Below are 12,318 nucleotides of genomic sequence, written 5' to 3' on the forward strand. Positions count from 1 at the left end.
CCGGGGGTCGCCGTCGCAACCGACGGCGGCCCCCGCACCACCACCGCAAAAGAAGAGGTCCGATGGGATGACGGGTAGCCGTCCGGTCCTGACCATGACCGGTATCAGCAAGACCTTCCCCGGGGTCCGCGCGCTGCACGACGTGGACTTCCGGCTGTTCCCGGGCGAGGTCCACGCCCTGATGGGCGAGAACGGCGCCGGCAAGTCCACCCTGATCAAGGTGCTGACCGGCGTCTACGGGACCGACGCGGGCGTCGTCACGCTCGGCGGCGAGCAGGTCTCGTTCAGCGGCCCGATGCAGGCCGCCGCGGCCGGTGTCAGCACCGTGTACCAGGAGGTCAACCTCTGCACCAACCTGTCGGTGGCGGAGAACGTCTTCATCGGCCGGGAGCCCCGCCGGTTCGGTGCGGTGCGCTGGGGCGAGATGCGCCGCCGGGCCCGTGACCTGCTGGCCCGCCTCGACCTGGACCTCGACGTGAGCGCGCCGCTCGGCTCGTACTCGCTGGCGGTGCAGCAGATGGTCGCCATCGCCCGGGCGATCGACGTGCAGGCCCGGGTGCTGATCCTGGACGAACCGACGTCCAGCCTGGACGCCGGCGAGGTGGCCCAGCTGTTCCGGATCATGCGGCAGTTGCGCGACGAGGGGATCGCGATCCTGTTCGTCACCCACTTCCTCGACCAGGTCTACGGCATCGCCGACCGGATCACGGTGCTGCGCAACGGCCGGCTCGTGGGGGAGTACCGCACCGAGGATCTGCCGCAGTTCAGCCTGGTCGAGAAGATGATCGGGCAGGAGCTGGACGTGCTGGAGCGGCTCGACGAGCAGCAGAAGCGCGCCACCGTCGACACCGCGGACAAGGCCCCGCTCGCGGACGCCGCCGAACTGGGCCGGCGCGGCGCCGTCGCCCCGTTCAGCCTGCGCATCCACGCCGGTGAGGTGGTTGGCCTGGCCGGCCTGCTCGGCTCCGGCCGTACCGAGGTGGCGCGGCTGATCTTCGGCGCGGACCGGGCCGACCACGGCCAGGTCCGGCTCGACGGCGGCCGGACGCCGGTGCGCAACCCGATCCAGGCCATCGGCCAGGGCGTCGGGTTCTGCTCGGAGAACCGCCGGGCCGAGGGCATCGTCCCGGAACTCACGGTCCGGGAGAACATGATCCTGGCGATGCAGGCCGCGCGCGGTTGGCTGCGGCCGATCCCGCGCCGCCGCCAGGACGAGCTGGTCCGCAGGTACGTCGAGGCGCTGAGCATCCGTCCGGCCAACCCGGAACTGCCGGTGCGCAACCTGTCCGGCGGCAACCAGCAGAAGGTGCTGCTGGCCCGCTGGCTGATCACCGAGCCGCGCCTGCTGATCCTCGACGAGCCGACCCGCGGTATCGACGTCGGCGCCAAGGCCGAGATCCAGAAGCTGGTGGTGCAGCTCTCCGACGGCGGTATGGCGGTGCTGTTCATCTCCGCCGAGCTGGAGGAGGTGCTGCGCCTGAGCCACCGGGTCGCGGTCATGCGCGACCGCGAGATGGTCGCCCAGCTCGACAACGACGACACGCTCGACGCCGACCGCGTCATGCGCACCATCGCCAGTGGAACACCCCGGGAGGAGGTGACCCGATGACCGCCGTCGCCGACCGCCTCCGCCCGCTGACCGGCCACCGCCTGTTCTGGCCGGCGCTCGTGCTCGTGGTCATGATCGCCGCGAACACCGTCTACCGTCCCGGCTTCCTCGCCGTCGAGGTCAAGAGCGGCCACCTGTACGGCACGCCCATCGACATCCTCCGGCTGAGCGCGCCGCTGATCCTGGTCGCGCTCGGGATGACGCTGGTCATCGCCACCGGCGGCATCGACCTGTCGGTCGGCTCGCTCTGCGCGATCAGCGGCGCGATCGCCTGCCTGCACATCAGTGGGGCGGCCGACCAGAACAGCCCGGCCACGGTGGCCACCGCGCTGGCGCTGGCGTTCGGCGCCGCGCTCGTGCTCGGCGCCTGGAACGGGATACTCGTGGCGGTCATCGGCATCCAGCCGATCATCGCCACGCTGATCCTCATGGTCGCCGGGCGGGGCATCGCCCAGCTGGTCACCGAGGGCCAGATCATCACGATCAACTCCGGTCCGTACCGGGCGATCGGGCTCGGGCACTTCCTGACGCTGCCGCTGGCCATCCTGATCGCGCTCGCCGCCGCGCTGCTCGTGGCCGCGTTCACCCGGCGGACCGCGCTCGGCCTGATCGTCGAGTCGGTCGGCGGCAACGCCGAGGCCAGCCGGCTCGCCGGCATCCGGTCGCGGCGCATCGTCTTCCTCGTCTACGTGATCAGCGCCGTCTGCGCCGCGCTCGCCGGTTTCATGGTCACCGCGAACGTCTCCAGCGCCGACGGCAACGCCGCCGGCCTGTGGATCGAACTCGACGCGATCCTGGCGGTCGTCATCGGCGGCACCTCGCTGGCCGGCGGCCGGTTCTCCCTCGGCGGCACCGTCCTCGGCGCGCTGATCATCCAGACCCTGACCACCACGGTGTACGCGATGAACATCTCGCCGCAGACGTCGCTGCTGTTCAAGGCGGTCGTCGTCATCGCCGTCTGCCTCGTGCAGGCCCCGGCGTTCCGGGCCCGGCTGCGCCGGCGACGGCGCGGTGCCGAACCCGGCCCGGCGGCCCCGCAGCGGGAGAAGGAGCAGGTGCCGGCATGAGCAGCACGTCGTTGACCACCGGCCGCTCCTGGCGGCCCAGCCTGCCCCGGCGGCACGTGCCGGTGCTGGCCACGCTCGCCCTGCTGCTGGTCATGTACGGCATCGGCGTGTCCCAGTACCGCGCCTTCTCCAACGTCCAGGTCGTCTTCAACGTCTTCATCGACAACGGCTTCCTGCTCGTCGTCGCGGTGGGCATGACGTTCGTGATCCTGACCGGCGGCATCGACCTGTCCGTCGGCTCGGTGGTGGCGATGACCGCGATGGTGTCGGCGTCGTTGCTGCGCGACGGCCTGCCCGCGGCCCTGGTGCTGGTGATCGCGCTGCTGATCGGCCCGACGCTCGGTTTCCTGATGGGCTGCGCGATCCACTTCTTCGAGATCCAGCCGTTCATCGTGACACTCGCCGGGATGTTCTTCGCCCGGGGCATGTGCACGTTCATCAGCGACTCCTCGATCTCCATCACCGACGGTTTCTGGACCTCGATGTCGCAGCAGCGCATCGGTGACCCGGCCGGCAACTTCGTGTCGATCAGCGTGCTGATCGCGTTCGCGGTGGTGCTGATCGCGGCGTACGTGCTGGCGTACACCCGGTTCGGCCGCAACGTGTACGCGGTCGGCGGCAACGCGCAGTCGGCGCTGCTGATGGGCCTGCCGGTGGCGCGGACCCGGATCGCCGTCTACACGATCAGCGGGCTCTGCTCGGCGATCGGCGGGATTCTGCTGTCGTTCTACACGCTCTCCGGCGCGCCGCTGATCGCCGTCGGGATGGAACTGGACGTGATCGCCGCCGTCGTGATCGGTGGCACCGTGCTCACCGGCGGTTCCGGGTACGTCTTCGGCACCGTGCTCGGCGTGCTGGTGCTGGGCGTGATCCAGACCCTGATCACGTTCGACGGCAGCCTCAACTCCTGGTGGACCAAGATCGTGATCGGCGGCCTGCTCTTCGCGTTCATCCTCCTCCAGCGCCTCATCGGCATCCGGTTCAAGTGACGGTTCCTAGCGCGGAAGGCAACAACATGGCAACTCACCCCCAGCCCGAGGTCTGGTTCCTCACCGGCAGCCAGGGCCTCTACGGCGAGGACACCCTGCGGCAGGTCGCCGAGCAGTCCCGGCAGATCGCCGCGCGGCTGGACGAGTCGCCGGACATCCCCGTACGCGTGGTCTGGAAGCCGGTCCTCACCTCCAGCGCGGACATCCTGGCCGTGTGCCGGGACGCCGCGGTGCAGGGCGCGGTCGGGGTGATCGCCTGGATGCACACGTTCTCGCCGGCGAAGATGTGGATCTCCGGGCTGGACGCGCTGCGGACGCCGCTGCTGCACCTGCACACGCAGGCGAACGTGGCGCTGCCGTGGGACGAGATCGACATGGACTTCATGAACCTCAACCAGGCCGCGCACGGCGACCGGGAGTTCGGGTTCGTCCAGACCCGGCTCGGGGTCGCCCGCAAGACCGTCGCCGGCCACGTCACCGACCCGCGCGTCGTCGGCCGGGTCGCGGCCTGGGCCCGGGCCGCCGTCGGCTGGTCGGCGCTGCGGACGCTGCGGCTGGCGCGCTTCGGCGACAACATGCGCGACGTCGCGGTCACCGAGGGGGACAAGGTCGAGGCGGAGCTGCGCTTCGGCGTCTCGGTGAACACCTACGGCGTCAACGACCTGGTCGCGGCCGTCGACCAGGTGGCGGACGCGCAGGTGGACGACCTGGTCAAGGAGTACGACGACACCTTCCGAGTGGCGCCGGAGCTGCGGCCCGGCGGGGACCGGCACGACTCGCTGCGGTACGCGGCACGTCAGGAGCTGGGCCTGCGCGCGTTCCTGGAGGCCGGCGGGTTCCGGGCGTTCACCACGAACTTCGAGGATCTCGGCGGGCTGCGCCAGCTTCCCGGCATCGCGGTGCAGCGCCTGATGGCCGACGGCTACGGCTTCGGCGGCGAGGGCGACTGGAAGACCTCGGTGCTGGTGCACACGCTCAAGGCGATGGCCGTCGGCGTGCCGGGCGGCACCTCGTTCATGGAGGACTACACGTACGACCTGACGTTCGGCCAGGAGCTGATCCTCGGCGCGCACATGCTGGAGGTGTGCCCGAGCATCGCCGCCGACGTGCCGAGCGCGGAGGTGCACCCGCTGAGTATCGGCGGGCGGGAGGACCCGGTCCGCCTGGTCTTCGATGCGGCGCCCGGCCCGGCCGTCGTGCTGGGCATGGCGGACATGGGGGAGCGGTTCCGGCTGGTCGCCAACACGGTGGACGTGGTGCCGCCGCCGCACCCGCTGCGCCGCCTGCCGGTGGCGCGCGCGGTCTGGCGTCCGCAGCCCGACCTGGCCGGCTCGGCGGAGGCGTGGATCACCGCGGGTGCCCCGCACCACACCGTGCTGTCCCAGGCCGTCGGCGTGGAGGAACTGCGCGACCTGGCCGCGATGGCCCGGACCGAGCTGGTGGTCATCGACGCCGAGACGCGCCCGCACCGCTTCGCCGACGAGCTGCGCTGGAACCAGGCGTACTACCGGCTCGCCCGGGGTTTCTGAACCCGCCCGCCGCCCGCCACGCCGACCCGCGCGGCGGGCGGCGTGTTACGCCTTGACGAACGCCATGTTATCGCTCACAGTCGATGGATAGGGTCACCGGCACCGCTCGCGGGCCGTTCCGGGCGCGATCTGCGCCGCAGTTGCCAGGGATCCGACTCCCGCCTGGGTGGGCATCGCTGTTAGCGATAACGCCGACTTCGTCGGCCGTGCCGCCGTGCCCGGGCTCCGGTCGACGAAGGAGGATCGTGGTGACGGCTCGACTGTCCCGTGGACGTGGACGCCTGTCCCGGCTGCTGGCCGGGGTGGTGGCGCTGCTGGTCGGCGGCGTGGTGGTGGGCGCGGTGCCCGCGCCGGTTTCCGCTGCCACAGTGGACACCAGCGCGTACTACGTGCTGGTGAACCGCAACAGCGGCAAGGCGCTGGACCTGTACAACCAGGCGACGAACGACGGTGCGCGGATCACCCAGTGGACGCGCAACGACGGCGCCTGGCAGCAATGGCAGTTCGTGGACTCCGGTGGCGGCTACTACCGGCTGCGGTCCCGGCACTCCGGCAAGGTGCTCGACGTGACCGGCGCGTCCACCGCCAACGGCGCGGCGGTGGTGCAGTGGACGGACCACGGCGGCACCAACCAGCAGTTCCGGCTGGCCGACTCCGACAGCGGGTACGTCCGGCTGATCAACCGCAACTCGAACAAGGTGATGGAGGTGCAGAACGCCTCCACCGCCGACGGCGGCAACATCGTCCAGTACGACGACTGGAACGGCGCGAACCAGCAGTGGCAGCTCGTCCGCGTCGGCGACAACCCCGGCAACCCGGGCACCCCGGGCGGTAACTTCACCAATCCGGCCGTCTGGCAGGACTTCGCCGACGTCGACATCATCCGGGTCGGCGACGTCTACTACATGTCGGCCTCCACCATGCACTACTCGCCCGGCGCGCCGGTGCTGCGCTCCTGGGACCTGGTGAACTGGGAGTTCGCCGGGCACTCCGTGCCGCGGCTGGACTTCGGCTCCAAGTACGACCTCAGCGCCAACGAGCACGCGTACGTGGACGGCATCTGGGCGTCGACGCTGAACTACCGGCCGAGCAACCGCACGTTCTACTGGGCCGGGTGCATCGACTTCGCGCAGACCCACATCTACACCGCCGGCGCCGTCGACGGCGCGTGGAGCCGGCTCGCCACCATCCCCAACTGCTACTACGACGCCGGCATGCTGATCGACGACAACGACACCATGTACGTCGCGTACGGCAACGGCACGATCAGCGTGGCTCAACTGTCCGCGGACGGGCGCAGCCAGGTGCGGGCCCAGCAGGTCTACCAGACGCCGTCGAGCATCGGCACGCTGGAGGGCGCGCGCTTCTACAAGCGCAACGGCGCGTACTACATCTGGCTGACCCGGCCGGCCAACGGCCAGTACGTGCTGAAGTCCACGAACGGCCCGTTCGGCCCGTACGAGCAGCGGCAGGTGCTGCTCAACATGCCCGGCCCGATCTCCGGTGGCGGCGTGCCGCACCAGGGCGGGCTCGTGCAGACGCAGACCGGCGCCTGGTACTACATGGCCTTCACCGACGCCTACCCGGGCGGGCGGATGCCGACGCTGGCGCCGATCACCTGGACCTCCGACGGCTGGCCGCAGGTGCAGACCGTCAACGGGGCCTGGGGCGCGAGCTACCCGAACCCGCTGCCGACCCGCCCGGTCAAGCCGCTCACCGGCACCGACACGTTCTCCGGCACCACGCTCGGCGTGCAGTACGAGTGGAACCACAACCCGGACAACAGCAGGTGGTCGGTGAACAACGGCCTGCGCCTGCAGACCGCCAGCGTCACGAACGACCTGTACCGGGCCCGCAACACGCTCACCCACCGCATCCAGGGTCCGACCTCCACCGGCACCATCGAGCTGGACTACTCGACCATGCGCGACGGTGACCGGGCCGGCCTGGCGATGTTGCGGGACAGTTCGGCCTGGATCGGCGTACGGCGGGACAACGGCACCACCCGGGTGGTGATGACGAACGGCCTGACCATGGGCTCGAACAACTGGAACACCACGAGCACCGGTACGGAGATCGCCAGTGCGGCGGTGTCCGGCGGGCGGATCTGGCTGCGGGCCAACGCCGACATCCGGCCCGGCTCGGGACGGCAGGCGCGCTTCTCGTACAGCACCGACGGCGTCAACTTCGTGTCGCTGGGCAACGCGCTGACGCTGAACAACGCGTGGCAGTTCTTCATGGGCTACCGGTTCGGCTTCTTCAACTACGCCACCCAATCGCTGGGCGGCGCGGTGACGGTGCGGCAGTTCTCGCTGACGACACCGTGACAACGGTCACCATTCGCGACCGTTGACACATCTTCAATAGCCCGGGGTGCGGCCCGGCAATCGCCGGAAATGCCGCACCCCGGGCCCAATTCCACCCGCTCCGAGCTGCCTGTTCGTGCCACTGCGTAACGGAAGGGAATGAGCCGCCTGTCGATTCCGCGATATCGGCGCGCCACGGTGGGAACGGTCGATCGGCGGTGCCGATACCGATGGGACGGCTGGCGTAGACTGTCGCCACCCGGGCCGGTCCGGCGAGATCGACCGGGCATGGCCGCGGGCAGTGGCGAAAGTGAGGTGGCCGTGCGCGGTCCTGCGATGACGGATGTGGCTCGCCTCGCCGGAGTCTCGCACCAGACGGTCTCCCGGGTGCTCAACGGGCATCCCAACGTGCGTGAGCAGACCCGGCTGCGGGTGCAGGCCGCCATCACCGAACTCGGCTACCGGCCCAACCGCGCGGCCCGCGCGCTGGTCACCGGCCGGTCGCAGGTGATCGGCGTGGTCGCGCAGAACACCACGCTCTACGGTCCGGCGTCGCTGCTGGCCGCACTGGAGCAGACCGCCGCCGAGGCCGGTTTCGCGGTGAGCATCGGCAGCGTCCGCGACCTCGACCACCGCTCCATCTCGGCGGCGGTGGAGCGGCACCTGGCGCACCGGGTCGCCGGTATCGTGGTGATCGCACCGGTCGAGTCCGCCGGGGAGGCGCTGGAACGGCTGCCCCAGGACGTGCCTCTGGTGACTGTCGACGGCGATCCGCGGCGGCCCATCCCACTGGTCACCGTGGACCAGGTCGCCGGCGCCAAGGCCGCCACCGAGCACCTCCTCGCCGCCGGGCACCGCACGGTGTGGCACGTGTCCGGCCCGTCGGACTGGTTCGACAGCGCCGGCCGGATAGAGGGGTGGCGCGAGGCGCTGCGGCAGGCCGGCGCCGAGATCCCGCCACTGGTCCCGGCCGACTGGTCGGCGGCGGCGGGCTACCGGTGCGGGCAGATGCTGGCCCGGATGCCCGAGGTCACCGCCGTCTTCACCGCCAACGACCATCTGGCGCTGGGCGTGCTGCGGGCGCTGTACGAGCACGGCCGCCGGGTGCCCGACGACATCAGCGTGGTCGGCTTCGACGACGTGCCCGAGGCGGCGTACTTCATCCCGCCGCTCACCACGGTGCGGCCGGACTTCGGCGCGGTCGCCGCGGCGAGTCTCGACCTGCTCCTGGCCCAGATCGAGTCGTCGAGCGTCGGGCCGTTGCGGCAGACGATCGCGCCGACGCTGGTCCCGCGCAGCAGCGTGGGCCCGCCGCCCCTGCGCTGAGGCGGCCGGGCCCGCCGGTCGTCAGCGATCCGGGCGACGATCGCGCCACCGGCGCGCGACGAGCAGCACGACCCCGGCGACCACGACCAGACCGGCGACCGCCCCGCCGGCCAGCAGCGCGACCGGCGGGCCGTCGTCACCGGACCGCGGACCGGAGGCATCCGGTTCCCCCGTGTTCGCCGGGCTGCCCGACGCGTTGTCCGCGCCGGTCGACGCGGGAGCCGACGGCGACGCGGGAGCCGACGGCGAGGGCGCGGCCGGGTCGGCGACGGTGAAGCGGTACGAGCCCTGGACCGGGTGGCCGTCGTGGGACACCACCCGGTACGCGACGGTGTAGGTGCCGTTGCCCAGCGGCTCGTCGATCGTCACCGTGCCGGTGGCGCCGTCCACCGCCGGTGCGCCGGTGGGCACCGTGCGCCGGTCGGCGTCGGTGAGCGTGATGGTGGTGAAGGAGGGGTTCAGCCGTTGCAGGAACCGCAGCGTGACCTGCGTCGGCGCGCTGGTGAGCCGGGCGTCGCGCGCCGGGGTGGTCTCCTGCAGCGAGTTGTGTGCCGCCGCCGGCGTGGCCGGTACCAGCAGCATCGTGGTGAGGACCGCGGCGAGCAGCGCGGTGACGGAACGGGTACGCATGACGCGCCTTCCTGTGGTGGTCAGCCGAGCAGTTGCCGGCCGATCCAGCCGCCCTCGGGACAGCCGGGCGGTACGGCGAACACGGCGGAGCCGATCGGGGTGGTCCACTCGTTGAGCAGGTCGCGCTCGGCCAGCCGGCGTTGGACGGGCAGGAACTGGCGGGCGATGTCGGCCTGGTACGAGGCGAACACGAGCCCGCTGTCCGCGTTCCCCTCCGGGGTCGGCACGCCGTCGTAGTTGTAGGGCCGGCGCAGGATCTTCTGCCGGTCGTCCGTGACGCGGGCCCGGGTCAGGTGCGAGAAGTCGGGGATGACGGTGAGCCCGTCGGGGCCGAGCGCGGCGAAGTCCGGCTCGTCGTGTTCGGCCCGGCCGGTCAGCGGCGCGCCGGTGTCGAGGCGCCGTCCGACGGCGAGTTCCCGGTCGGTGCGGCCCAGCAGGTCCCAGGTCTCCAGGTTCATGCTGATCCGCCGCACCACGAGCGTGGTCGAGTCCCGCAGCCAGTCCGGTCCGTCGGTCACCCACACCGCGGTGTCCGCGGGCGTGCCCGGCTCCGGGTTGGCGGTGCCGTCGAGCTGCCCGAACAGGTTGCGCTGGGTACGCCCCGGCTCGGCGCCGGCCGCCCGGCGGAAGCCCTGCTGCACCCAGCGGACGACGGCGAACGGACGGCTGTCCTTGACCAGGACCCGCTGGGCGTGGGCGACGGTGAGCGGGTCGTCGGCGCAGATCTGCAGCAGCAGGTCCCCGCCGGACCAGCGGGGTTGCAGCCGGTCGATGCCGAACGCGGGCAGGTCGGCGACCGAGGCGGGCCGCCGGTCGTCGAGCCCGGCGGCGGCGTAGAGCCCGGGACCGAAGCCGAACGTGACTGTCAGCCGGGCCGGCAGCAGGCTCAGTTCCGGTTCGGTGTCGGCCAGTGCCGGGCGGCCCTGGGTGAGCCGGGCCGCGTCGTCGGAGAGCAGCCGCAGCATCCGCCCGAGCGCCGCCCGGTCGGTGCCGGGACGCAGCGTGAACGCGACGAACGCCGCGTGCGCCTGCGGGTCGGTGGTGACGCCGGACTGCCGGGCGCCGTGGAACGGCTCGACCGCGTCGCCCACCTGGGCCACCGGGACGGCGTCGCCGGGGCGTACCCCCGGGGTGCCGGACCGGGCGGCGGCGAGGGCGCCGGCGCCGGCCAGCGCGCCCCCGGCGGCCATCGCGCCGCCGGTGAGCAGGCCGCGCCGGCTGACCCGGCGCGCGGGTGCGCCGGCGCCGGTCATGACGCCGGGCTCGCGCCGTGCCCGGGGGCGTAGCTCTCCTGGGCGCCGGTGAACGGCTTCGCCACCGCGCTGAACGTCTGGGTCCGGCCGTCGGCGAAGGTCAGCGTGATGTCGAGCTGGTCGCCGGGGCGCACCGGGCGGGTCAGGTCCATCAGCATCAGGTGGTCGCCGCCGGGTTCCAGGGTGGCCTGCGACCGGGCGGCCACCACGACGCCGCCCTGCTTCTGCCGCATCGCCATCTTCCCGTCGGTCATGGCCATCTCGTGGATCTCGGCCCGGGACACGTCGGTGGTCACCCCGGTGATCGTGACGTCGGTGTCGCCGTCGTTGGCGAGCGTGGCGAACGCGGCGGTCATGCCCGTGTCGGCGGCCTTCACCCACGGGTCGCGGACGGTGAGCACGCCCGCCGCCGCGCTCGCCGGAGCGGACGCCGACGCCGAGCCGGACGCCGACGGGGCGGCGGACGGCGTGTCCGCGGACCCGCAGGCGGTGACCGACGCGGCGAGCACGGCGGTGCCGATCAGGGCCGCCGGGCGCAGGAACCGGCGGCTGGTGGTGCTGGGCATGACGTCGTCCCCTCGATGATCCGGTGTTCGTACCGTTTGTCGGCGGGGTACGGCGGAAAGTTCCGGCCGGGGTGGTCGGTCACGTCACACCCGGCCCGGCGGTCCGGGGCCGACCGGGGATCGGCGGTGCACCCGGAAGGCATAATGGTTCCGGGTGTCAGTGGCGCGCCGGGCACGGCCGCGGCCGGACGAGGGTGCCGGGCGGGCGCCCGGACGAGGGAGGCGACGGTGAGCCAGGTGACGACCGGGGCGACCCGCAACACCCGCCAGCGCGCCGAGGTGCTGGCGCTGCTGCGGGAGCTGGACGGCTTCCACAGCGCGCAGCAGCTGCACCAGATGCTTCTCCAGCGGCAGGCGAAGGTCGGCCTCACCACGGTGTACCGGACGCTGCAGATGCTCGTCGACAACGGCGAGATCGACTCGGCCCGGCTACCCGGTGGCGAGCACCTCTACCGCCGCTGCAGCCAGAGCCGCCATCACCACCACCTGGTCTGCCGCCGCTGCGGCCGGGCCGTGGAGGTGGCCGGCCCGGCCGTGGAGCGGTGGGCCGACCAGGTCGCCGCGCAGCACGGATTCACCGACGTCGGGCACACCCTGGAGATCTTCGGCACCTGCGACCGCTGCGCCGCCTGACCCGTCGGGCGCCGTCAGCAGTTGCGCAGCGTGGGGGACTGGTTGAGCACCTGACCCCGGCTGGAGGTGAACCGGCGGTACGCCTCGGAGCCGGCCGCGCCGGGGCGGAACGCCGCCACCCGGTGGCAGTTCTGGAACGCCAGCGTCACCCCGAAGTGCCGTTCCAGACCGGCGCGGATCGCGTCGCTGGCCAGCGCGCGCAGTAGTTGCCCGCGCTCGGCGTCACCGGGCGGGGGCACGACGTTGTCGGCGAACTCGGCGTCGGACGCGGCCAGGTCGGCGGCCACTCGGCTGACCGTCTCCCAGGCGTACGGCAGGGAGTCACGGACGCAGGCGACGAACGCCTCCTCGTCCACGGGACCGGTCTCGGCGGCGTGCAGCAGGGCGGGCGGAACGGTGATCGACATGGG

11 protein-coding genes are annotated in these 12,318 nt (G+C 72.1%); 7 read left to right on the top strand and 4 right to left on the bottom strand.

All coding sequences use genetic code 11. The annotated features are described in order from the left end of the window. Positions 1–67 precede the first annotated feature (67 nt). The 6 genes from O7604_RS21500 (at position 68) to O7604_RS21525 (ending at position 8,826) form a co-directional block, all read left to right on the top strand. Positions 68–1,609 (top strand): sugar ABC transporter ATP-binding protein, encoded by a 1,542-nt coding sequence (locus tag O7604_RS21500; RefSeq protein ID WP_281577547.1) that lies wholly within the window; start codon positions 68–70, stop codon positions 1,607–1,609. Next, positions 1,606–2,676 carry an ABC transporter permease gene (locus tag O7604_RS21505; protein ID WP_269705550.1) on the top strand — a complete coding sequence of 357 codons (1,071 nt, stop codon included), beginning with the start codon at positions 1,606–1,608 and terminating at the stop codon, positions 2,674–2,676. The genes O7604_RS21500 and O7604_RS21505 overlap by 4 nt, the downstream gene beginning before the upstream one ends. Next, positions 2,673–3,665 (top strand): galactofuranose ABC transporter, permease protein YjfF, encoded by a 993-nt coding sequence (gene yjfF, locus O7604_RS21510; RefSeq protein WP_091417258.1) that lies wholly within the window; start codon positions 2,673–2,675, stop codon positions 3,663–3,665. The genes O7604_RS21505 and yjfF overlap by 4 nt, the downstream gene beginning before the upstream one ends. 26 nt (positions 3,666–3,691) lie before the next feature. Next, the gene (gene araA, locus O7604_RS21515) at positions 3,692–5,194 is read left to right on the top strand and encodes an L-arabinose isomerase (RefSeq protein ID WP_269705551.1); all 1,503 of its coding nucleotides are present in this window, start codon (positions 3,692–3,694) and stop codon (positions 5,192–5,194) included. A 248-nt stretch (positions 5,195–5,442) separates the two neighbouring features. Next, entirely contained in the window at positions 5,443–7,521 is a 2,079-nt protein-coding gene (locus O7604_RS21520; RefSeq protein WP_281577548.1) for an RICIN domain-containing protein, read from the top strand. A gap of 315 nt (positions 7,522–7,836) precedes the next feature. Beyond that, on the top strand, positions 7,837–8,826 hold the full coding sequence (locus O7604_RS21525) for a LacI family DNA-binding transcriptional regulator (RefSeq protein WP_269705553.1): 990 nt from the start codon (positions 7,837–7,839) through the stop codon (positions 8,824–8,826). A 21-nt stretch (positions 8,827–8,847) separates the two neighbouring features. Here the strand turns inward: O7604_RS21525 and O7604_RS21530 are convergent, their stop codons facing one another. The 3 genes from O7604_RS21530 to O7604_RS21540 are packed head-to-tail and all read right to left on the bottom strand — an operon-like array spanning position 8,848 to position 11,275. After that, positions 8,848–9,456 (bottom strand): copper resistance CopC family protein, encoded by a 609-nt coding sequence (locus O7604_RS21530; RefSeq protein ID WP_281577549.1) that lies wholly within the window; start codon positions 9,454–9,456, stop codon positions 8,848–8,850. A gap of 20 nt (positions 9,457–9,476) precedes the next feature. Further along, positions 9,477–10,709: a Dyp-type peroxidase gene (locus O7604_RS21535; protein ID WP_281577550.1), complete on the bottom strand. Its 1,233-nt coding sequence runs from the start codon at positions 10,707–10,709 to the stop codon at positions 9,477–9,479. After that, positions 10,706–11,275, bottom strand: coding sequence for a copper chaperone PCu(A)C (locus O7604_RS21540; protein ID WP_281577551.1), 570 nt, complete (start codon positions 11,273–11,275; stop codon positions 10,706–10,708). Before O7604_RS21540 ends, O7604_RS21535 begins: the two co-directional genes overlap by 4 nt. A 228-nt stretch (positions 11,276–11,503) precedes the next feature. On the opposite strand from O7604_RS21540, the gene O7604_RS21545 reads away from it, so the two are divergent. Then, positions 11,504–11,908, top strand: a complete 405-nt coding sequence (locus tag O7604_RS21545; protein ID WP_269705558.1) for a transcriptional repressor — start codon at positions 11,504–11,506, stop codon at positions 11,906–11,908. Positions 11,909–11,922: 14 nt separating this feature from the next. Here O7604_RS21545 and O7604_RS21550 read toward each other — a convergent pair whose 3' ends face one another. Next, positions 11,923–12,315 carry an SCO5389 family protein gene (locus tag O7604_RS21550; RefSeq protein ID WP_281577552.1) on the bottom strand — a complete coding sequence of 131 codons (393 nt, stop codon included), beginning with the start codon at positions 12,313–12,315 and terminating at the stop codon, positions 11,923–11,925. Positions 12,316–12,318: the final 3 nt, after the last annotated feature.

This window comes from Micromonospora sp. WMMA1947, from assembly GCF_027497355.1.
Taxonomy (GTDB): Bacteria; Actinomycetota; Actinomycetes; order Mycobacteriales; family Micromonosporaceae; genus Micromonospora.